21 protein-coding genes are annotated in these 20,062 nt (G+C 70.1%); 5 read left to right on the plus strand and 16 right to left on the minus strand.

Translation table 11 applies throughout. The features are described from left to right. The first annotated feature begins 28 nt into the window (after nucleotides 1-28). Nucleotides 29-1,456 carry an MFS transporter gene (locus tag ACOACQ_RS06765; protein WP_420287943.1) on the plus strand — a complete coding sequence of 476 codons (1,428 nt, stop codon included), beginning with the start codon at nucleotides 29-31 and terminating at the stop codon, nucleotides 1,454-1,456. Here ACOACQ_RS06765 and ACOACQ_RS06770 read toward each other — a convergent pair. Then, a complete protein-coding gene (locus tag ACOACQ_RS06770; RefSeq protein WP_420287944.1) occupies nucleotides 1,443-2,435 on the minus strand; it encodes a S1 family peptidase in 993 nt (330 codons plus the stop codon). The two genes, ACOACQ_RS06765 and ACOACQ_RS06770, sit on opposite strands and share 14 nt — an antisense overlap. Before the next feature lie 463 nt (nucleotides 2,436-2,898). On the opposite strand from ACOACQ_RS06770, the gene ACOACQ_RS06775 reads away from it, so the two are divergent. The 4 genes from ACOACQ_RS06775 (at nucleotide 2,899) to ACOACQ_RS06790 (ending at nucleotide 8,143) form a co-directional block, all read left to right on the plus strand. Continuing rightward, a complete protein-coding gene (locus ACOACQ_RS06775; protein ID WP_420287945.1) occupies nucleotides 2,899-5,046 on the plus strand; it encodes an MMPL family transporter in 2,148 nt (715 codons plus the stop codon). Nucleotides 5,047-5,174: 128 nt separating this feature from the next. Further along, complete coding sequence (locus ACOACQ_RS06780) at nucleotides 5,175-5,987, plus strand: alpha/beta fold hydrolase (protein WP_378606145.1); 813 nt, start codon at nucleotides 5,175-5,177, stop codon at nucleotides 5,985-5,987. Between the two features lie 35 nt (nucleotides 5,988-6,022). Next, entirely contained in the window at nucleotides 6,023-6,463 is a 441-nt protein-coding gene (locus ACOACQ_RS06785) for a YiiD C-terminal domain-containing protein (protein ID WP_420287946.1), read from the plus strand. Nucleotides 6,464-6,571: 108 nt separating this feature from the next. Beyond that, nucleotides 6,572-8,143 (plus strand): GAF domain-containing sensor histidine kinase, encoded by a 1,572-nt coding sequence (locus tag ACOACQ_RS06790; protein WP_378606152.1) that lies wholly within the window; start codon nucleotides 6,572-6,574, stop codon nucleotides 8,141-8,143. Here the strand turns inward: ACOACQ_RS06790 and ACOACQ_RS06795 are convergent. From ACOACQ_RS06795 to ACOACQ_RS06865, 15 genes are all read right to left on the minus strand, one after another. Then, the gene (locus tag ACOACQ_RS06795; protein WP_420287947.1) at nucleotides 8,124-8,396 is read right to left on the minus strand and encodes a hypothetical protein; all 273 of its coding nucleotides are present in this window, start codon (nucleotides 8,394-8,396) and stop codon (nucleotides 8,124-8,126) included. The two genes, ACOACQ_RS06790 and ACOACQ_RS06795, sit on opposite strands and share 20 nt — an antisense overlap. Beyond that, entirely contained in the window at nucleotides 8,396-10,471 is a 2,076-nt protein-coding gene (gene flhA / locus ACOACQ_RS06800) for a flagellar biosynthesis protein FlhA (RefSeq protein ID WP_378606158.1), read from the minus strand. Before flhA ends, ACOACQ_RS06795 begins: the two co-directional genes overlap by 1 nt. A 137-nt stretch (nucleotides 10,472-10,608) precedes the next feature. Next, on the minus strand, nucleotides 10,609-11,736 hold the full coding sequence (locus ACOACQ_RS06805) for an EscU/YscU/HrcU family type III secretion system export apparatus switch protein (RefSeq protein ID WP_420287948.1): 1,128 nt from the start codon (nucleotides 11,734-11,736) through the stop codon (nucleotides 10,609-10,611). Between the two features lie 4 nt (nucleotides 11,737-11,740). Next, nucleotides 11,741-12,508: a flagellar biosynthetic protein FliR gene (locus ACOACQ_RS06810; RefSeq protein ID WP_378606167.1), complete on the minus strand. Its 768-nt coding sequence runs from the start codon at nucleotides 12,506-12,508 to the stop codon at nucleotides 11,741-11,743. A gap of 10 nt (nucleotides 12,509-12,518) precedes the next feature. After that, nucleotides 12,519-12,788, minus strand: a complete 270-nt coding sequence (fliQ, locus tag ACOACQ_RS06815; protein WP_378606170.1) for a flagellar biosynthesis protein FliQ — start codon at nucleotides 12,786-12,788, stop codon at nucleotides 12,519-12,521. Nucleotides 12,789-12,795: 7 nt separating this feature from the next. Then, on the minus strand, nucleotides 12,796-13,608 hold the full coding sequence (gene fliP / locus ACOACQ_RS06820) for a flagellar type III secretion system pore protein FliP (RefSeq protein ID WP_378606173.1): 813 nt from the start codon (nucleotides 13,606-13,608) through the stop codon (nucleotides 12,796-12,798). Beyond that, the gene (locus ACOACQ_RS06825; protein ID WP_420287949.1) at nucleotides 13,605-14,093 is read right to left on the minus strand and encodes a FliO/MopB family protein; all 489 of its coding nucleotides are present in this window, start codon (nucleotides 14,091-14,093) and stop codon (nucleotides 13,605-13,607) included. Before ACOACQ_RS06825 ends, fliP begins: the two co-directional genes overlap by 4 nt. 4 nt (nucleotides 14,094-14,097) lie before the next feature. Next, nucleotides 14,098-14,907, minus strand: coding sequence for a flagellar motor switch protein FliN (gene fliN, locus ACOACQ_RS06830; protein WP_420287950.1), 810 nt, complete (start codon nucleotides 14,905-14,907; stop codon nucleotides 14,098-14,100). After that, on the minus strand, nucleotides 14,904-15,830 hold the full coding sequence (locus ACOACQ_RS06835; RefSeq protein ID WP_378606182.1) for a flagellar motor switch protein FliM: 927 nt from the start codon (nucleotides 15,828-15,830) through the stop codon (nucleotides 14,904-14,906). The genes fliN and ACOACQ_RS06835 overlap by 4 nt, the downstream gene beginning before the upstream one ends. A gap of 162 nt (nucleotides 15,831-15,992) precedes the next feature. Next, entirely contained in the window at nucleotides 15,993-16,418 is a 426-nt protein-coding gene (locus ACOACQ_RS06840) for a flagellar basal body-associated FliL family protein (protein ID WP_378606209.1), read from the minus strand. A 5-nt stretch (nucleotides 16,419-16,423) separates the two neighbouring features. Continuing rightward, a complete protein-coding gene (locus tag ACOACQ_RS06845) occupies nucleotides 16,424-17,467 on the minus strand; it encodes an OmpA/MotB family protein (RefSeq protein WP_378606185.1) in 1,044 nt (347 codons plus the stop codon). Next, nucleotides 17,467-18,237 carry a motility protein A gene (locus ACOACQ_RS06850; protein ID WP_378606188.1) on the minus strand — a complete coding sequence of 257 codons (771 nt, stop codon included), beginning with the start codon at nucleotides 18,235-18,237 and terminating at the stop codon, nucleotides 17,467-17,469. The genes ACOACQ_RS06845 and ACOACQ_RS06850 overlap by 1 nt, the downstream gene beginning before the upstream one ends. Next, nucleotides 18,234-18,527: a flagellar FlbD family protein gene (locus ACOACQ_RS06855; protein WP_378606191.1), complete on the minus strand. Its 294-nt coding sequence runs from the start codon at nucleotides 18,525-18,527 to the stop codon at nucleotides 18,234-18,236. Before ACOACQ_RS06855 ends, ACOACQ_RS06850 begins: the two co-directional genes overlap by 4 nt. Nucleotides 18,528-18,679: 152 nt before the next feature. Continuing rightward, nucleotides 18,680-19,522 (minus strand): flagellar hook-basal body complex protein, encoded by an 843-nt coding sequence (locus ACOACQ_RS06860; protein WP_378606194.1) that lies wholly within the window; start codon nucleotides 19,520-19,522, stop codon nucleotides 18,680-18,682. 58 nt (nucleotides 19,523-19,580) lie between these two features. Further along, nucleotides 19,581-20,057 (minus strand): flagellar hook capping FlgD N-terminal domain-containing protein, encoded by a 477-nt coding sequence (locus ACOACQ_RS06865; protein ID WP_378606197.1) that lies wholly within the window; start codon nucleotides 20,055-20,057, stop codon nucleotides 19,581-19,583. Nucleotides 20,058-20,062 lie beyond the last annotated feature (5 nt).

Consider the following 20,062-nt stretch of genomic DNA (forward strand, 5'->3'; position numbering starts at 1 on the left):
CATAGTCAGCCACCTAGAGTCTCTGGCTATGGCAATCCAGAGTCAGCGCATCGTGACCGCGGTGCTGATCGGAGCGGCGTTCCTGGCGGGCGTCGACCTCTTCATCGTCAACGTCGCCTTCGACGAGATCGGTCACGACTTCGCCGGCACCAACCTCTCCGAGCTGAGCTGGATCCTCAACGCCTACGCCGTCGTGTACGCCGCACTGCTGGTGCCGATGGGCAGGCTGGCGGACCGGACGGGGCAGAAGCGCGGGTTCATCGCAGGCATGGGCCTGTTCATCGCGGCCAGCGTGGCCTGCGGCTTCGCGCCGGGGATCTGGTGGCTGGTGGCCTTTCGCGTGCTCCAGGCAGTCGGTGCGGCTGCGATGACCCCGGCGAGCCTCGGGCTGCTGCTCGCCGCAGTGGCGCCTGACAAGCGGGCGTCGGCCGCGCGGCTGTGGGCCATGACCGGAGCGGTGGCTGCGGCACTCGGCCCCGCGCTGGGCGGTGGCCTGGTCCAGCTGTCGTGGCAGTGGGCGTTCTGGATCAACCTGCCGATCGGGCTGCTGCTCGTCGTCGGCGCGCTCCGCTACGTCCCGGACGTGCGGCACGACGAGGGCACGCCGCTGCCCGACCTGGTCGGTGCGCTGGTGCTCGTGCTGGCCGTGGGCGGACTGGTGCTCGGACTGGTGCAGGCGAGTGACTGGGGCTGGACCTCGGCGCGCGTGCTCGGCGCGTTCGCGATCGCTGTCGGCGCCCTGATCGTCTTCGGTCGCCGCAGCGCCCGGCACCCCTCGCCGATCATCGCGCCCGCCCTGCTCGCCGTACCGGCGTTCCGGTGGGCGAGCGTCGCCACCCTCGTCTTCAACGCCGGTTTCGGGGCCGCCCTGCTCGGCGCGATCCTGTGGCTGCAGCTGGCCTGGGGGTACGGCGCCCTGCAGACCGGGCTCGCGATTGCCCTCGGGCCGCTCGCGGTGCCGATCACGTCCGTGCTCGCGCACCGTCTCCACCCGCACGCCCGTCCCGGTCACATGGTCGCGCTCGGCAGCCTCCTGTTCGGCGGATCGGCGCTGTGGCAGGCCCTCGCGCTCAACCCGACGCCGGCGTACTGGACGGGCTTCCTTCCTGCCTGGGTGCTCGGCGGCGTCGGCGTCGGTCTGGCCATGCCGAACCTGCTGGCCGCGGCAGCCGCGACCCTGCCCCCGGCGCAGGCCTCCACGGGCGGTGGGGTCGTGACCATGGCCCGTCAGGTCGGCCTCGCCCTCGGGGTCAGCATGCTCGTGACGATCGTCGGGGGAGGAGACCGCGACGCAGCCTTCACCCACGCCTGGTTCGCCGTCGCCGTCTGCATGCTGGTGTCCGCGGCCACCGCGCTCCGCCTGTCGAACGTGACGCCCGTCGAGGAGGCTCAACCCAGGACGCGAGTGGCGCCACGGCGTGTCGGCGGCGCCTGGCTTCCTGCTAGGGGCCGATGACGAGCGTCAGCCCGTAGACGCTCAGAACTTCGTTGATCGGCTGGAAGAACGTCGTCCCGCCGCTCGTGCAGTTGCCGTTGCCGCCCGACAGGATCCCCTGCGCCTGGCGGGTGCTCGAGACGTACGGCCCACCGGAGTCGCCCGGCTCGCCGCAGACGTTCGTACGGGTCATCTGGTAGACGCAGCCCTGCGAGTAGCAGACCGTCTGGTTCATCGCCTGGATCGTGCCGCACTTGAAGCCGGTCGTGCTGCCCGAGCGGCAGACGGTCGTGCCGGCGGCAGCGACTGTCTTGCCGAGCACGGACGAACCGCCCTGGATCTTCGACGTGGGCACCCAGGCCGTATTGGTCCTCTGGATTCGACCATAGTCATTCGTCGGGAACGAGGTTCCGGCCACCGGGCCGATCGGTCCGGCGGGCCCGGACCACGTGCCCCCGAGGTTCGTGCAGTGGCCGGCGGTGATGACGTAGACAACTCCCGCCGCGTTGCGGGCGGTGAAGCCCAGCGAGCAGCGAGCGCTGCCGAAGATCGGCATTCCGCCGACCAGGTCCGCCGTCGTCTCCACGGGTGGCTGGTTGTAGTGCACGGTCACGTGGGCGATTCCGGCCACGAACGTCTTGACGTTCTGCGTCGGCCCGCCGACCACGTCGACGACGATCGTGTTCTCGTCCTCGACGATGCGCCAGCCGGTGACCGTCGGCGGTGGGGCCGTTCGTGTGTCGAGCACATGGAGGGAGTGCTCGAGCTCGGCGTAGGAGGTGGACACGAGCACGGGCACCGCACCCGTCGCGCGAACGGCGTCGAACACCGCCGTGCTGGTCACCGCGACGACGAGCTGGTTCGTCGTGCTGTCGAAGTAGGCGCCGGCGAACGCGTCGCCCGCCGCGGCGATGGCGGCCTCACGGATCTCCGATGCCCTGCACTCGCCGAGGATGCGAGCCTTGGCCTGCTTCGTGGTCAGTCCGAACTGCTCGACCATGACCGCGATCATCTCTCTGGACGCCACGCACGTCTCGGCCGGGCGATTGGCCGACTCCGCCTGCGCGGAATCGCGGTCTGGAGGCGAACCCTTCGCAGCCCCCGCCATCATCGTGACGAGGAGAAGGCAGGCGGCGGACGCTGTCAGGACGCCGCGTCGTGGGGCTGTTCGGCGCGTCTTCGCGTGATCCGTGATCATGGGGACTTCCTCTCAAAGGGCGGGGCCCCGAGCGCGGATTCCACGGTACGCCGCACCGACCTTCGTGGGGAGTGGCCTGGACACAGCGGAAAGTAGGGTCCCCGGGCGGCTCTCGGCGCTGCTCGCGGATCACGAACCGGAGACGCCTGCCCCGGCGTACCGGGCGTACCCGGCGGCCAGGCGCTCGCGCTCGAAACTGCGCAGCGCGGCACAGGTCACGCCTGAGAGACGCCCGCGCGGCGCCGTGAGGCGCTAGCGTGCGAGCGTGTTCGATCGCCTCGCGCGCCTGACCTGGCGGCACCCGAAGAAGGTCCTGCTGGCTGCGTTCGGCTTCGTGCTCGTCGCTGGGTTCTTCGGGCACGACGTCGAGCACCACCTCAAGGCGGCCGGGTTCACGGACCCGTCCTCCGAGAGCGAGCAGGCGGGCGCCGTACTGTCCGATGCGCTCGGGTACACCGCGCAGCCCGGGCTCGTCGTCCTCCTCCGTGACCCCGACGGCGAGCCGATCGACGTGGCCTCGCCCGAGGTCGTCGCGGAGGTCGACCGGCTGGCGGACGCGATGCGGGAGTCGGCGTACGTCGGGCACGTGGTCAACCCGCTCGACGACCCCGCGGCGGCGCCGGGCCTGATCCCCGCCGACCGGGAGTCGATCGCGCTGCCCGCCCAGCTGGCAACAAGCGACCTCGAGGACAAGGGCGGGCTGGCCGACGAGTCGGTGCGCAAGAACGTCGCCTCGGACCTCTTCGACGTCGGGTACGGCGGCTACGCGCCCAGCTTCAACGAGGTCAACGACCAGACCCGCAAGGACCTCCAGAACGCCGAGCTGATCGCGTTCCCGCTGCTCGGGATCCTGCTCCTGATCGTCTTCCGCAGCATGGTCGCGGCCTTCGTGCCGCTCCTGCTCGGGGCGCTGTCCATCATCGGCACCCTGTTCGCGTTGCGGATCATGGCGAGCCTCGTCGACACCTCGCTCTTCGCCCTCAACATCGCGACTGCGCTGAGCCTCGGCCTGGCGGTCGACTACGCGCTCCTCATCGTGTCGCGCCACCGCGAGGAGACGGCGGAGCACGGCTACACGGAGGAGGCGCACCGTCGTACCGTCGCCTCGGCCGGTCGTACGGCGGTGTTCTCCGGGCTGACCGTCGCCGGCGCGATGGCCGCGCTCATCGTGATGCCGCAGCGCTTCCTCTACTCGGTGGGTGCCGCGGGCGCCGTGGTCGGCGTGCTGTCGGCCGCGATGGCCGTCATCGTCGTACCCGCCCTGCTGGCGGTGCTCGGTCCCCGCATCAACGCGCTGTCGATCCGCCGCGGGCCCGCGGTCTCCGACACCTCCACCCGGTGGCTTCGCGTCGCACGCGCCGTGATGAAGCGGCCGGTGCTGGTGGCGATCGCGACGACCGTGGTCCTGGTCGCCCTCGCCGCCCCCTTGCTCGGCACCCATCTCACCGGCCCGAGTGCGCAGGCCGTGCCGCCGGGACAGCAGTCCTACGAGGTCAACGCCTACCTGGACGACCACTACGACCGGGCCGTGACCGAGGGCCTGTCGCTGACCGTGGACGGACCGGCGACCGACGCGGAGCTCGAAGGACTGCGCCAGCAGATCGCGGCGCTCGACCATGTCGCCGACACGATCCCGCCGTTCGTGCGGGTCTCGGACACCGTGGCCTACACGATCGGATCCTTCGACGGGCCGGCTCTCTCCGACCGGTCGCAGGACGCACTGGCGCAGGTGCGGGAGCTGGCCGCACCGGACGGAGCCCGCCTGCTGACCGCAGGCAACACGGCCAGCTTCGTCGACGAGAAGGAGAGCCTGGTCGCCAACGCTCCGTTGACCATCGGCCTGGTCATCGCGCTCACGGTCGGCCTGTTGTTCCTGCTGACCGGGTCCGTGCTGCTGCCCCTGAAGACACTGGTGATGAACGCGATGACCCTCGCCGCGTCCCTCGGGATCCTGGTGATCGTCTTCGAGCACAAGTTCCTCGTCGGGCTGCTCGACTACCCCGGGCCGTACGCCGTCGAGGTCACCAGCCTGGTCTTCCTGTTCGCCGTGGCCTTCGCGCTCGCCACGGACTACGCCGTCCTGGTGATGGCGCGGGTCAAGGAGCTGCGCGACGGCGGGATGTCCAACGAGGACGCCGTGGCCCACGGTGTCGCGAAGACCGGGCGGATCATCAGCGCCGCGGCCCTGATGATCGCGGTCGTGTTCGCGGCGTTCGCGGTGAGTCCGGTCTTCTTCATGAAGCAGATCGCCGTGGGCATGGCGCTCGGCGTGATCATCGACGCGACCATCGTGCGGGCCCTGCTGGTGCCCTCGCTGATGCGGCTGCTCGGCGAGGCGAACTGGTGGGCGCCCCGCCCGCTCCGTCGTCTGCACGACCGGTTCGGGCTGAGCGAGACCGGCCCGACCGTGTGACGTGAGCCACATCAATCTCGTTCGCCCGAATGCTTGCGCCCAGTTAGCACTTTGCCTACTGTCGGTATGCGCAACTACAAGTTGCACCTAACTGTGCGCCAACGGCGGCGTGCGAAAGCGAGGTCAAGATGCTTGCCCACGAACGCTTTGGTTCGGGTGAACCGCTGGTCCTGGTCCACGGGATCGGCCACCGCAGGCAGGCCTGGTACCCGATCGTCGATCGGCTCGCCGAGCACCGCGAGGTGATCATCCTTGACCTTCCCGGCCACGGTGAGTCGCCCGCGCTGGTGCCTGACGGGCGTCCCGTGCAGGAGACGCTGCGCGACATCCTGATCGACTTCTTCGACGAGCAGGGACTTGATCGGCCCCACATCGCGGGCAACTCGCTCGGTGGCCGGATCTCGCTCGAGGCGGCGGCGGACAACCTGGTCAGCAGCGCCACGACCCTTGCCCCGGCGGGGTTCTGGAGCGGCGCGCTGGAGTTCGCCTACATCCGCGCTGTCTTCGTCGCTCTGACCGGCGCGGCGACCCTCGCCCAGCCGATCGCCCCGGCCATCCTGCGCACGGCGCCCGGTCGTGCGGCGGCCATGGGCCTGCTGATGACTCACGGCGGCCGCCTGACCCCCGAGCTCGCGCTCGGCGACCTGCGCGGACTGGTCGCCGCCAAGCCCGCCCTGAAGACGATCATCGACGGCGGCAAGCCGTTCGATCGGCCGATCGACCCCTCGATCCCCGTCACGGTCGCCTGGGGAACCCGTGACCTGGTGCTGCTCCCGTACCAGGCGAAGCGCGCCCGCAAGGCACTGCCGGACGCCACCCACGTCACGCTGCCCAAGTGCGGCCACGTCCCGATGATCGATGACGTCGACCTCGTGGTCGACGTGCTCCTCAAGGGCTCGGCGCACCCGCGCCTGGGCCTCTCGACGTACGACGTCGCCTGATCCCCGTGAGCTCATCGGGCCACTAGGTTGGCCCGATGAGCATCACTGACGAGATCACCGCCAGCATCAAGGAACTGATCCCGATCGTCGCGGCGATGGGTGTCGAGATCATCGAGGCGGAGGCGAACTCGGTGGCGGCGCGCCTTCCGAGCGCGCCCAACGTGAACCACTTCGGGACGTCGTACGCCGGATCCTTGTTCACCGTGGCGGAACTGCTGGGTGGCGTCTTCGCCCGCACCTCGCTCGCCGCGGAGGGCGGTGTGCCGCTGGTCAAGCGGGTGGAGATCGACTTCCTGCGCCCTGCCATGACCGACGTCGTCGCGCGGACCACGCTCAGCGACGAGGAGATCGCCCGCGTCCTGGCGGAGTACGCCGAGCGCGGCAAGTCCGACTTCGAGCTGCTGACCGAGGTCGCCGACGAGGCCGGGACGGTCGTCGCGCGCACCCGTGGGATCTACCAGCTGCGGCGGTTCTGACTCAGGTCCGTGATTCCGATGCCGATCGGATCCGTGTCGAGCTCCGACAAAAGTAAAGAATCCCGCTAGCCTGAGGAGTCAGCGATCGCTGTGGGAGGGATCGACGCGATGGACCTCGAACTGCCGCCGGAGGCACGCGCCCTGCTCGACGCCGTGGTGGCGATCGGGTCCGACCGCGACCTGCGCGGCGTGCTGACACGCATCGTCATTGCTTCGTGCGAGCTCACCGATGCGAAGTACGGCGTCCTGGGCATCGTCGACGACGACGGAGCCTTCACCGAGCTGGTGCCCAACCCGGCCGTGGCCGAGGAGTTCGCGCACATCACGGAGCTGCCGACCGGCTCCGGCCTGCTCGGCCTCGTACCGCGGGAGCGGCGTGCGATCCGGATCGACGACGTCACCACGCACCCGTCGGCGACCGGCGTCTACCCGGACCGGCACCCGGTGATCGACAGCTTCCTCGGCGCCCCGGTGCTGGTCGACGAACAGGCCTTCGGCCACCTGTACCTCGGGAACAAGCGTGGGGGCGCGCCGTTCACGGCCCGCGACCAGGCGCTCGTCGAAGCGCTGGCTCGCGCCGCCGGCGTGATGATCGACAACGCTCGCGCGTACGAGCAGGTCGAGTGGCGCCGCCGCTGGCTGGTCGGCACCCGCGAGGTCGGCACCGACCTGTCGGGTCGCGCCCGGGTGCAGGACGCGCTCGATGAGCTCGTCGGCTCCCTGCGTGAGCTGTGCGATGCGCAGGTGGTCGCCTACGTCCGACGGGTCGACGGCCTGATCGAGATCCTCCAGGTGGCTGGTGACTCCGAGGCCGCGCCGGAGGTCATCGAGCGGCTGAACACCGAGATCCGCGCGGTGGTGGACGCGCGGATGCCGATCCGGATCCCGGAGTCGCCGGGCAACGCGACCCTGATCGTTCCCGTCCACACCCGCCTGTCCGGCGGCGCCGGGGCCATCGTCGTGGAGAAGGCCCACGAGACGCCGTCGCTGCGTGGCGTGATGCTGGACCTCGTCGGCGTCACCGCACTCCAGCTCGGCCTGATCCTCGATCGTGACCAGGCCCTGCGCGATCGTGCGCAGCTGCTCGTCGCCAAGGACCGCGACCGGATCGCCCGCGACCTCCACGACCTCGTCATCCAGCGGCTGTTCGCGACCGGTATGCAGCTCCAGGGCGCGCGCGGGCTCGACCCCGAAGAGCTGCGCGGTCGCGTCGACGGAGCCATCACGGACCTCGACATCGCGATCAAGGAATTGCGTGCCGCGATCTTCGAGCTCGGTGCCGGCCCCGTGAAGCCGCTGCTGGAGGAGGTCCGCTCACTCCTCAGCGAGTACGCCGTCGTGCTGGGCTTCCAGCCGGTGCTGCGCATCACGGGCCAGGTCGAGCGAGCGCTCGCGCCGGAAGCCAACACCCACGTGCTCACCACGCTGCGCGAGGCGTTGTCCAACATCGCCCGGCACGCCGAAGCCTCCTCGGTCGTGGTCGAGATGTCGGCGTCCTCGGAGTGGTTCCGGCTCCGGGTCGCGGACGACGGGGTCGGGTTCGATCAGTCGAGCGTGACCCCGGGGCATGGCTCCGCGAACCTCGCGGGGCGGGCTGCCGAGCTCGGCGGTCACCTCAACGTGACGACGGCGCCCGGCGAGGGCACGACCCTGCAGTGGGTCATTCCGGTCGCGGGCTGATCTCTCCGGCCTCCACGGGGACGGTCTCGGGCGCAGGCCCGGCCACCATCGGCCAGACCGCCCGCAACAGCGTGCTCACGGCGGTGCAGGCGAGCGCCACGAGCAGGAACCGGGTCAGCGCCTGGTCGACCGTGAGCAGGCCCTGGCTGGCGCGGTACGCCGCCGGGGAGGCCACCAGCGCAGCCACGAACAGCACGCGCAGGTCGATCAGTGCCGGAGTCTCCGGTGCGGGGCGGGTACGACGGCGCGCCATCACGCACCGGCCGTGGTGAGGACCGGGTGGGCGCCGACGGCGCCGGTGGAGCCGACGACCGCGACCGAGCGCACCTGACGGGCCGCGCCCAGCTCCGAGTAGGCCAGCACGGGGAGCCGTTCGACGGCCGGCGCGACCAGTCGTCGTACGGCGGCCCGGAGCTGGGGTGCGCAGACGAGGACCGGGCGAAGGCCCGCATTCTCGGCGTTCTGCGCGCTCTGGACCAGGCCCAGCAGGACGTTCTGGGCGACGTCGGGGTGCAGCACGATCACGGCACCCTGCTCGGTGGGACGCAGGCCCTCCAGCATCTGCTGCTCGAGGGCCGGGTCGAAGCTGATCGCGTGCAGCACGCCGTCGGAGACGTACGACGACGCGAGCGACGGCTCGAGGGACGCGCGCGCTGCTTCGACGAGGCCGTCCAGGTCCTTGGACGCGGTGGCACGAACGGACAGGGCCTCGAAGATCCGGACCAGGTCGCGGATCGGGATCCGCTCGTCGAGCAGGGCCCGCAGCACGCGCTGCACCTCGCCCAGTGGCAGCTGCACCGGCGTGAGCTCCTCGATGACGACCGGGTGCGAGCGCTTGACGATGTCGGTCAGCAGGCGGACGTCCTCGCGGCCGAGCAGGCGGCTGGCGTGCTGGTGGACGACCTCGGAGAGGTGGGTCGTGACGACCGACGCACGGTCCACCACGGTGGCGCCACCGATCTCCGCCTGGTGGCGCAGCTCGGCCGGGATCCACTTGGCCTCCAGCCCGAAGACCGGCTCCTGGGTGGGCGTTCCGGGCAACGACCCGAGGTGGTCGCCGATGGCCAGCACCGTGCCACGAGGCGCTTCGCCGCGGGCCACCTCGGCGCCGTACAGCGTGATGGCGTAGGTGTTCGGCGGCAGCTCGAGGTTGTCGCGGGTGCGCACCGGCGGGATCACGATGCCGAGCTCGCCGGCCACCTTCCGGCGCAGCGCCTTCACCCGGTCGAGCAGGTCGCCGCCCGCGCGGGCATCGACGAGGTCGATCAGGTCGGCGGACAGCTCCAGGCCGAGGGGGTCGACGCGGATCTCGGCGGCCAGGGCCTCGGGGGAGTCGGGTGCTTCGACGAGCTCGCCGGTCGTCGTACCGCTGGCGGCCTCCGCCTCGGCCGCTCTCTCGTCGATCCGGCTGGCGGCGATGAGGAACAGCCCTCCGACGAGTAGGAACGGGATCTTCGGCAGGCCGGGGATCAGGCACAGCCCCAGGGCTCCGAACCCGGCCACGCGCAACGGCATCTTGCGCGCGAAGACCTGGCCGACGATGTCCGAACCCATGTCGGAGTCGGCGACCGAGCGGGTGACGATGAGGCCGGTGGCGACGGACAGCAGCAGGGCCGGGACCTGGGAGACCAGGCCGTCGCCGATGGAGAGCAGGGAGTAGGTCTGGATCGCCTCGCCGAACGGCATGCCGTTCTGGGCGACGCCGATGGCGAAACCCCCGAGGAGGTTGACGAGCGTGATGATGATCGCGGCGATCGCGTCGCCCTTCACGAACTTCGACGCACCGTCCATCGCGCCGTGGAAGTCGGCCTCGGCGTGCACCTCGGCCCGCCGTCGACGCGCCTCGTCCTCATCGATCAGGCCGGAGTTGAGGTCCGCGTCGATCGCCATCTGCTTGCCGGGCATCGCGTCGAGGGCGAACCGCGCCCCGACCTCGGCGACACGGCCGGCGCCGTTGGTGATCACGAGGAACTGGATGACGAGCAGGATCGAGAAGACGATGAGGCCGACGATCAGGGACCCGCCGACGACGAAGTGCCCGAACGTGTCGATCACCTTGCCGGCGTACCCGTCGACCAGGACGAGCCGGGTCGCACTCACGTTGAGCGCCAGCCGGAACAGGGTCATCACCAGGATCACCGACGGGAAGGCGGCGAACTCCAGCGGCTTGTGGATGAACATCGCGACCATCAGCACCAGCAGCGCGCCGGTGATGTTCAGTGCGATCAGCACGTCGAGGAGCACGGCCGGCAGGGGCACCACGAGCATCACGACGATCATCACGATGCCGAGCGGGACACCGAGCTTCGTCAGCGACTTCACGTCCATGGGGTGGATCAGCCTCTCGCGGGTCGACCGGGGTCGACAGCCGAGCGCCGTCCGTGGCACTGCAATGGGGACGCCGTCCTGGCGTCGTACTGCTTGATCGGCCGCAGCGGTGCGGGGTTGAGGGATTCCTGCACCCGTCAGGTGCCGATCGCCCGCCGCCGTCCGGCCGCGGTGAGGACCTCCGGCACTTCCTCGGTACGACGAGGGGAGCGGTGCTTTCCGCCGTACTGACCGGCGTTGCGGCGACTGAGCACGAAGGCCAGCACCTGCGCGACGGCGGCCCAGAGCTCGCGGGGGATCTCCTGGCCGACCTCGCAGCTGCGGTAGATGGCGCGCGCGAGGGTGACGTCCTGCACGAGGGGGACGCGCTCCTCGGCGGCCCGTTCGCGGATCTTCGCGGCGATCGCCCCGGCTCCCCGGGCAACGACCCGCGGAGCGCCGCGTGACGGGTCGTAGCGCAGCGCCACGGCCACGTGGGTCGGGTTCACCAGGAGCACGTCGGCGGTGGCGACGTCGGCCATCATCCGGTTGCGGGCGGCCGCGAGCTGGCGGCTGCGCATCGCGCTCTTGATCATCGGGTCGCCCTCGGCCTGCTTGTGCTCCTGCTTGATCTCGCTGTGGCTCATCCGGGTCTGCTTGCCGATCCGGCGGCGCATCATCGCGTAGTCGGCTGCGGCCATGCCCAGGCCCGCGACCGCGACGCTGAGGATCAGGTGGGAGACCTCGTCGGCGAGCAGGCCCAGCACGGTCTCGATCGGCAGCACGTCGCCCACCAGCGGCATCATCGAGCGCACGGCGCCGTAGGCGAGGAACGCCACGACGCTGCTCTTGGCCAGCACCTTCACGCCCTCCCACAACGCGTGGGGGCCGAACGCCCGCTTCGCGCCCTTGATGGGGTCGAGCTTCTTCGCGTCCGGCTTGACCAGCTTGGGGGAGAGGTAGAAGCCGCCCTGCGCCAGTGCGGCGACCACGCCGACCACCAGGACCATGGAGCCCAGGATCACCAGCGTCAGCAGGACGTGCTGCGATGCGTCGGCGAGCAGGTCCAGGGCCAGCGGGATCGACGGGTCCGCGGTCGCGCGCAGGTGGACGCTCATCATGGTCCGGATCGCGTTGAGCTCGTTGTCCAGCAACGGCCCCATCGCCAGGGTCACGACCAGCAGTGCCGCCCAGCCGCCGAGCTCGGGGGTCCGGGGGACCTGCCCGTCCTTCTTCGCCTGCTTCTTGCGCTTCGGAGTGGGCTTCTCGGTCTTCTCCTCGCTCACCCGGTCACCCCGCTCCCGCCATCGAGGCCATCGCCTCGTTCGCCAGCTCGACCAGGTTGTCGACGGCGCCGGGCAGCATCGGGAACGACAGGCCGAGCAGCAGCAGCGTGAGACCGACCTTGGCCGGGAACATCACGTTGAGGGCGTTGAGCTGCGGCGCGACCTTGGTCAGCAGCGCGAGGGCCAGGTCGGCGACGAACAGCACCGCGATCATCGGCAAGGCCATCTGCACGGCCACGGTGAAGAACATCGAGAACGCCGTCACCAGCACGGCGTCCCAGTTCGACATGTCCGGCATGCTGTTGAGCGGCAGGTACTTGAACGTGCTGAGCAGGCCGCCGATCACCAGCAGATGGCCCCCCGACGCCATCAGCAGGATGGTCGCGAGCATCTGGTGGAACCGTCCGAAGACGGTGTTCATGTTCATGCCCAGCGGGTCCCAGGCAGAGGCGAGCGCGAAGCCGCCGAAGAGGTCGATCAGCGCACCGGCCGCGCCGATCGCGGAGAAAAGCAGCATCGTCACGTAGCCCATCGCCAGGCCGATCAGTGCCTGGGACGCGGTCGCGACGAGGAGCCCGGGCGTCGTGCTCGGGAGGGCCTCGGTGGCCAGCGTCGGCGCCATCGACAGCGACAGCCCCAGCGCCAGGACCACCTTCGCCATCGACGGGATGCCCCGCGTCGAGAACGGCGGTACGACGATCAGCCACGTGGCCACGCGCACGGAAGCGAGCAGCAGCGCGGTGAGCTGGGCACCGTCGACGGTCAGGATCATGGCGTGCGGGCTAGACGAGCAGGCCGGGCAGGAGGTCGAAGAGTTCCTGGGTGAACGCGATCAGGGTGTGCAGCATCCAGTTGCCGCAGAACAGCAGTGCCAGGCCGACCCCGACGAGCTTCGGCACGAAGGAGAGCGTGAACTCCTGGATCTGCGTCATCGACTGGAAGAGCGAGATCACGAAGCCGATCACCAGCGCTGTGGCGAGGATCGGGGCCGACAGCTTGAGGGCCACCAGCATCGTCTTGAGGGCGATCTCGATGATCGCGGTGTCGGTCATGGCGCACCTAACCGGTTCCGTAGGAGGCGACGAGGGACTTGATGACCAGGGCCCAGCCGTCGACCATCACGAACAGCAGCAGCTTGAACGGGAGCGACACCATCACCGGCGGCATCATCATCATGCCGAGGCTCATCAACGCCCCGCTGACGACGATGTCGATCACCAGGAACGGGATGAAGATGATGAACCCGATGATGAAGGCGTCCTTGAGCTCGGACAGCACGAACGCCGGGATCAGCGTGGCGGTGGAGACGTCGTCGCGGTTGTCCGGGAGCTCGCGGTCGGCGACGCTCGTGAGCAGCATCAGCTCGTCGTCACCGGTGTTGTCGAGCATGAAGGCCCGCAGCGGCTCCATCCCGTCGTGGAACGCCTCCGACGTCTTCTTGTCCCCGTCGAGATAGGGCTGGACGCCGTCGTCGTTGATCTGCCCCAGCACCGGCGCCATGATGAACAGGCTCAGGAACAGGGCGAGGCCGGCGAGCACCTGGTTGTTGGGCGTCTGCTGGAGGCCGAGCGCGTTGCGGGTCAGGCCCAGCACCACGAGGATCTTCGTGAAGCTCGTGCAGGTCAGCAGGATCGCGGGCAGCAGGCTGACCAGCGTCAGCGCGAGGAACACCACCAGGCTGTTGCTGGGCTTGTCGGTCATGCCGGTCAGGTCGATCTGCACCGAGCCGCCGCTGGCCGGACCACTGGGTCCGTCGGGGCCGGCGGGCTCGCTGGACAGCGCCATCGGCAGGGCCAGGGCCGTCGTCGGGGCAAGGAGGACCAGGCCGATCGTCCCCACCAACAGGATGATCAGCCGACGCAGGGCGGTCATGACGCGCGCCGTCGCGGGGGTGCTGGCTCTGCGGCCCCGCCGGTGAACGCGGCGAGTGTCTGCTTCCACGTCTGCGGGGAGAGGACGGAACCGGCGAGGGGGCCGGTCGGGGCCGTCGTCACCAGCGTTCTGGTCGGAGATTCCTCCGAAACAGGGCCGATTCGCCTGTGACGTGCGGGTGCCGGGTCGGCGGGCTCCTCGGTTGCGAGGTCGAGACCGATCTCGTCGGGCTCCATCTCGGCAAGCAGGGTGACCTGCTGCTCGGTGGTGCCGATGACCAGCACCCGGGTGCCGACCGAGACGACCGCGACCCCCATGCCGCGTCCCAGCGCCTGGCGGTGCACGACCTGGATCGCCGCGCCACTGGGCGCCTTGAACCGGCGGTTCACCGTCCGCGCGATCAGCAGCATCAGCCCGACGACGACCGCGAGCGAGCCGACCAGCCGGACGGCCAGTTCTCCAATGCTCGAGTCAGCGCCGGACATGGACTCAGACCGCCGCTGCGGCGTCGACGATCTCGGTGACCCGCAGGCCGAAGTCCTCGTCCACGACGACGACCTCGCCGCGGGCGACGAGACGGCCGTTGACCAGCAGGTCGGCCGGGCTGCCGGCTGCACGGTCGAGCTCGAGGACGGCACCGGGCGTGAGCGCCAGCAGGTCACGGACCGTCATCCGGGTGCGGCCGAGCTCGACCGTCACCTCCATGTCGACGCCGTGCAGCAGCTCCAGACCACGCGGCGGGACGGGCGTCGTACCGAAGGCCGGCACGAAGGGTGCGTCCAGGGCCGGGGGTACGTCGGCGCGGGCGCCGGCGTCGAGGAGGGAGACGTCGTCATCGGCCAGCGGCTCGCGTCCTCCGGCCAGGGTCGCTTCCGGCACCAGCACCGCCGCGGCGATGCCGAGGCCGATGAGCGGCACGGTGCTGAACGCCGCGCCGAGCTCGGTGGTGATGTCGAAGCCGTCGGCGCCGAGGTCGAGGGTGCGGGCGCTGCGGGCGCGAGCGCCCAGGCGCAACGCGGCCGCGTCGATGGCCGGCTGGATCGCGGCGGCGACATCGAGTCCGCCGAGCGGGCTGGAGGCGAGCGCGTCGACCAGCTCCTTGCCGATCAGGATGGCCACTGACCCGGGTACTCCGCCGTCGAGCTCGGCGATCGCGCCACCGGCGAAGGCCGCGGTGACGTGCGGCGAGCCGGGCTGGACCGGGCCCAGGGTCAGCGGGGTGACGGCCGGCAGCGACTGCGCTGCGGCCTCCGCGACTGACTGGGCCACGGACTGGGCCGGATCGGGTTCGGTGGTCATGAGTTCTCCTCGGGCGTGGTGACGATGAGGGCGGCCAGGCGCTGGCCGCGAGCACCGGGGGTGGCGTGGGCGAAGGTGTTGCCGGCGACGGTGACGTCGAGCGGGGCCGAGGCAGGGTGCGACAGGCGGACCACCGAGCCGGGCTGCAGTGCCGCGAGGACCTCGGGGTCGAGGGTGATCGGCCGGAACCGCACCGACACCGCGACGGGCACCCGGTTGAACTGTTCGTGCAGGAGCTGCGCGGACTCGGCGCGCTGGGCGCGTTCCCGGTCGGAGACGGCGCCGCTGCCCGACGCGTTCGCCAGGTGCGGCAGCAGCCCGGAGAACGGCAGGCAGATCGACATCCGGTGCGCCCGTTCGCCGATCCGCAGGTCGAGGCTCACCACCACCATCACGTCGGCGGCACTGGCGGCCTGCGCGAACTGGGGGCTGTACTCGTTGCCGGTGATCCTCGGGTCGAGGACCACGATGCCGTCGAGGGAGTAGCGCATCTCGCTGAGCAGGCGCTCGACCAGCCCGCGGATCACGCCGTCCTCGATCTCGGTCAACGGCCGGTCCGGCTGCTCGTCGGAGCCCGGCCCGCCGAGCATGTGGTCGATGCACGACATGGTCGCGAACAGCGGGATCTCCAGCACGCCCGTGCCCGGCATCGGGTCGGCGGAGAAGAGGGTCAGGTACGTCGACGGACCGAGGCTGTCGACGTACTCCGCATAGGTGCGCTGGTCGATGCCCACGAGGCTCACCGCGCAGACGGTCCGCAGCGAGCTCGTGAAGACGGTGGTCGCCTGGCGCGCGAACCCGTCGAACCCGAGCTGCAGGGTGCGCTGGTGCTCACGCGACAGCTGGATCGGTCGCCGGAAGTCGTACGGCGTCGGTTCGGCCGTACGAGCACGGCGGCGGGGCCGCTGCGGAGCGAGAGTCACGGAGGGTCCATCGTCGCCGCCATCAGGGACCTGAGGGGTCGCGACGACGCCGAGCGGCCACGACTGTGTGGCCCGAACTGACTAGCAACGGTCCCGGGGACCGTCCCGGGACTCGACGTCCTCGTTGGTCGAGGAGGTTGCGCAGCAACCGTCTCGAGACCCCTACTGCGTCACGAACTCGGTGAAGTACACCTCCATGACGTCACCGTGGTACCGGTGCTCGAGCTCCTTGTTCAGCTCGGCGCGCAGCTCCTCACGCATCTCCGGCTTGTTCACCTCGCCGACCGGTCGGCCGCTGAAGACGCTGATCGCCGCGTCGAGGGCCTTGCTGCCGTCGACCTCGTGCGCGGTCGTGGTGAGCTGCAGGGCCAGGCCCAGGCGCAGGTAGTGGCCCGACGCGAGGTTCACCTGGATCGCCTCGATCTGCACGACCTCGCCCGGCTTCGGCTCGACCTTGCCCTCGGGCTTGAGCAGGAAGTACCAGGCGCCGGCGGCGAGGAGGGCGATCGCGAGGACCACGATGCCGATCTTCTTCGTCGTGCCGGAGTCGGCCGGCTGCTCGGTGGTGGCGGCGTTCTGGGCGGTCATCGTGCTCACGGGAGTTCCTCCTGGCGGGTGCTGCCGGGTCGGCCGGAGGCCGTCGGGTGGTCGGTGTCGGTGCTGTCGTCGGTGCTGTGGCCGGTGCTGTGGTCGGTGCCGGGAGGCGGCGGCGCGTCCTCGTCATCGACGAGCCCGGCTTCGCGGCGCAGGTCGGCGTACGCCTCACCCATCAGGGCACGGGTCTCGGCCGGTGCCTGGCTGAGGACGAGGATGTCGACGCGCTTGTTGATCTTCTGCGAGTCGGCCCGGGACGGGTCGATCAGCGGCTTGGTGTGGCCGAACCCGGTGGCGCGGAGCCGTCGCGCAGGCACTCCGTGCACCTCCTCGAGCCGGCGCAGCACGTGCGCGGCGCGGGCCAGCGAGAGCTCCCAGTCCGTCGGATAGAAACGCGGCTTCACCTTCTCCTGGGTGGTGTGCCCGTCCAGCTCGATCGGCTCCGGCAGGAGCTCCAGGACGGGTGCCAGGGTGTCGACCACCCGGCGACCGCGCGCGGTGAGCTCGGCCATGTCGGGCTGGAAGACGACGTGCTGCGAGACCAGGCTGACCACCAGGCCACGTTCGTCGATCGTCGCGCGCACGTCCTCGCGCAGCCCCTGCTTGCGCAGTGCCTTGTCGACGGCCTTCCACACCTTCAGGAGCCGGTCGACCTCGGCGGTCGCGTCGCCGTACGCCCGCTCGTTGCGGAGGCGGTCGGACTCCTTCATGATCTGCACGACCTGTTCGCGCTGCGACTCGGGGACCTGCGCGAGCAGCATCTGGTACGACGCGTCGGCGGGGTCGTTCGCGCCCTTGGCGTTGCTGATCGGGCTCTCGCCGCTGAGGATCGACTGCTCGCGGCCGAAGCCGACGGCCAGGCCTTCCCTGAGCTGCTGGTACTTCTTCTCGTCGACGGTCGACATCGCGAACATGACGATGAAGAGCACCATCAACAAGGTGACCATGTCGGCGTACGTGACGAGCCAGCGTTCGTTGCCCTCGTGGCCCTCCTCGTGCTCCTCCTCGTGATGTCGCCGGCGTGGCGGCCCGTGTCCGGACATCAGGCGGCCTCCCGTTCGGCCGTTCCGGTGGGCAGCAGCGAGCGGAGCTTCTCCGCGACCAGGCGCGGGTTGGCGCCGGCCTGGATGGCGGCGACGCCCTCGATGGCGACCTCCATCCGGGCGCACTCGAGCTCGCCGATGCGCTTGAGCCGGCTGGAGATCGGCAGCCAGATCACGTTGGCGGACATGACGCCCCAGAGCGTCGCGACGAAGGCGCCGGCGATCAGGTGGCCCAGTTCCTCGGGGCTGGCGAGGTTCTCGAGCACGTGGACCAGGCCCATGACGGTGCCGATGATGCCGATGGTGGGCGCGTAGGCGCCGGCGTCGCCGAAGAACTTCGCGGCCTGCTTGTCGTCGCGCTTCTTGGCGCGCAGCTCGGCTTCCAGGATGTCGCGTACGTCGTCCGGGTCGGTGCCGTCGATCGCCATCGTGACGCCCTTGACCAGGAACGGGTCGTCGATGTCGCGCAGGCTGTCCTCGAGCGCGAGAAGACCTTCGCGCCGGGCGCGCTCGGCGAGGCTGACCACCTGGGGCACGAGTGCGTCGGCCGGCTCGACCTTGCCGTTGAGCGCGCGGCCGATGTTCTTGCCCGCGGCCTTCGCGTCCGCCAGGGTGCCGCCGGCAACAGTCACCATGACCGTCGTACCCAGCACCAGCAGCATGGGCGGCAGGAGCAGCAGGCTCATCGGGTTGCCGCCCTCCATGATGTTGGCGACGACGATGATGACCAGACCGGCAACGATGCCGACCGGCGTGGCGATGTCCTTCACGGGGTTCCTCCACGGTGGCGGTCGGTGAGCGGTACGGCGCTCAGGCGGGTCGGTCGGGGCGCCACGGAACCCACGGGCGGGATCACGGTCGCGTCCGGGAGCGAGGAGCGGGCGACGATGAGGGCGCGGTAGCGGACCACCGACTCGAGCAGGTCGTCGAGCGACTCCGCCACGAGGTACTTGGTGCCGTCGACGAGCGTCACCACCGTGTCGGGCGTGCAGTCGACACGCTCGATCAGGTCGGCATTGAGCAGGAACACAGTTCCTGACAGTCGGGTCAACGAGATCACCGCGGCACCTCCGTGTGCGTGGATCGATTCCAGGAGCCGTCCATGGCTCGCTTCATGGGGTTCATCGGCCGGGTGGGGTAGTCCCTGACCAAAAGCACCGCGACACGCCGATTCACGGTGCTTTTGACCCGGGACTACCCCGCGAGTCGGCCTCAGCGCTTGATGTTGACGAGCTCTTCGAGGACCTGGTCGCTGGTGGTGATGACCCGCGAGCTGGCCTGGAAGCCACGCTGGGCGAGGATCAGGTTGGTGAACTCGGCGGACAGGTCGACGTTCGACATCTCCAGTGCACCGGCCATGATCTGGCCGCGCTGGCCCTGGCCCGCGGTGGCGAGCTCGACGGGGCCGGAGTTCGCGGACTCGCGGAACGACGTGTCGCCGATCCGCTCCAGGCCCATCGGGTTGTTGAAGTCGGCGACGGCCAGCTGGGCGATGTCGCGCTGCACCCCGTCGGAGTAGACGCCGCGGACCTTGCCGTCGGCCGCGATGGAGTACGACGTCAGCTCGACGCCCGGCGGCAGCGGGATCGAGTTCAGGTCGATGTCGATCAGGCCACCGGTGGGCAGGCCGGCACCGTCGAGGGCGTAGCCCTGCACGCGCATGCCCGTGGGCGTGACCAGCGTGCCGGTCTGGTCGAACGTGAACGCACCGGCACGGGTGTAGACGTTCTCGGCGCCGTCGCGGGTCACGAAGAATCCGTCGCCCTGGAGCATCAGGTCGGTGGGGCGCCCGGTCATCTGCGCCGAGCCCTGGCCGAAGTTGGTCGTGGTCGCCGCGAGCTGCACGCCGAGCCCGATCTGGATCGGGTTGGTGCCGCCGCGCTCGGCGTTGCCGCCCGAGGCCGCCGTCAGCATCTGGCTCAACGTGTCGGAGAAGACGGTGGTGCTGGCCTTGAAGCCGGTGGTGTTGGCGTTGGCGATGTTGTTGCCGGTGATGTCGAGCATGGTCTGGTTGGTGCGAAGGCCGGAGATGCCGGCGAAGAGCGAGCGAAGCATGGTGGTTCTCCTTCTCGGATGGTGCGTCAGTGCTGCAAGAGGTTGGTGGTCAGGCGGGTCAGGCGGGCGTGCCGCTGGGTGTACCCGTCGTGCCGCTCGGTGGCGGCGCGGTGATGGTCGGCGCCTCCCCGACGCTGACGACGTCGGTGATGGCCACCTGGTGCCCGTCGACGCTCAGCATCGGCCCGGTCGACAGATAGGTGGTGCCCTGGACCGTGCCGCTGAGCTCGGCCCCGCTGGCGTCGTACCAACGGACGGTCTGGCCGATCATCGAGCTCGCGCCGAAGGCGAGCTGCGTGCTCAGCAGCATCGCCGTCTGGTCGGCGACGGCCTGCATCTTCTCCAGCGCGGTGAACTGCGCGGTCTGCGCCATGAACTCGCTGGAATCGGCCGGGTTGAGCGGATCCTGGTAGCGCATCTGCGCGACCATCAGCTCCAGGAAGACCTTCTGGTCACCGAAGCTGTTGGTCGGGGCGGTGCTCTTTGCTCCGGACGTGACGCCGTACGTCACGCCTTCGGTTGCGCCGATCGACATGGTGC

It is taken from the genome of Nocardioides sp. CPCC 206347, from assembly GCF_048654605.1.
Classification (GTDB): Bacteria; Actinomycetota; Actinomycetes; order Propionibacteriales; family Nocardioidaceae; genus Nocardioides.

Bases quoted from the DNA above. Each gene is read 5' to 3' on its own strand.
- ACOACQ_RS06765 (WP_420287943.1), top strand. From the start codon at position 29: ATGGCAATCCAGAGTCAGCGCATCGTGACCGCGGTGCTGATCGGAGCG.
- ACOACQ_RS06770 (WP_420287944.1), bottom strand. From the start codon at position 2,435: ATGGTCGAGCAGTTCGGACTGACCACGAAGCAGGCCAAGGCTCGCATC.
- ACOACQ_RS06780 (WP_378606145.1), top strand. From the start codon at position 5,175: ATGCTTGCCCACGAACGCTTTGGTTCGGGTGAACCGCTGGTCCTGGTC.
- ACOACQ_RS06785 (WP_420287946.1), top strand. From the start codon at position 6,023: ATGAGCATCACTGACGAGATCACCGCCAGCATCAAGGAACTGATCCCG.
- ACOACQ_RS06790 (WP_378606152.1), top strand. From the start codon at position 6,572: ATGGACCTCGAACTGCCGCCGGAGGCACGCGCCCTGCTCGACGCCGTG.
- ACOACQ_RS06795 (WP_420287947.1), bottom strand. From the start codon at position 8,396: ATGGCGCGCCGTCGTACCCGCCCCGCACCGGAGACTCCGGCACTGATC.
- flhA (WP_378606158.1), bottom strand. From the start codon at position 10,471: ATGGACGTGAAGTCGCTGACGAAGCTCGGTGTCCCGCTCGGCATCGTG.
- ACOACQ_RS06810 (WP_378606167.1), bottom strand. From the start codon at position 12,508: ATGATCCTGACCGTCGACGGTGCCCAGCTCACCGCGCTGCTGCTCGCT.
- fliQ (WP_378606170.1), bottom strand. From the start codon at position 12,788: ATGACCGACACCGCGATCATCGAGATCGCCCTCAAGACGATGCTGGTG.
- fliP (WP_378606173.1), bottom strand. From the start codon at position 13,608: ATGACCGCCCTGCGTCGGCTGATCATCCTGTTGGTGGGGACGATCGGC.
- ACOACQ_RS06825 (WP_420287949.1), bottom strand. From the start codon at position 14,093: ATGTCCGGCGCTGACTCGAGCATTGGAGAACTGGCCGTCCGGCTGGTC.
- fliN (WP_420287950.1), bottom strand. From the start codon at position 14,907: ATGACCACCGAACCCGATCCGGCCCAGTCCGTGGCCCAGTCAGTCGCG.
- ACOACQ_RS06840 (WP_378606209.1), bottom strand. From the start codon at position 16,418: ATGACCGCCCAGAACGCCGCCACCACCGAGCAGCCGGCCGACTCCGGC.
- ACOACQ_RS06845 (WP_378606185.1), bottom strand. From the start codon at position 17,467: ATGTCCGGACACGGGCCGCCACGCCGGCGACATCACGAGGAGGAGCAC.
- ACOACQ_RS06860 (WP_378606194.1), bottom strand. From the start codon at position 19,522: ATGCTTCGCTCGCTCTTCGCCGGCATCTCCGGCCTTCGCACCAACCAG.
- ACOACQ_RS06865 (WP_378606197.1), bottom strand. From the start codon at position 20,057: ATGTCGATCGGCGCAACCGAAGGCGTGACGTACGGCGTCACGTCCGGA.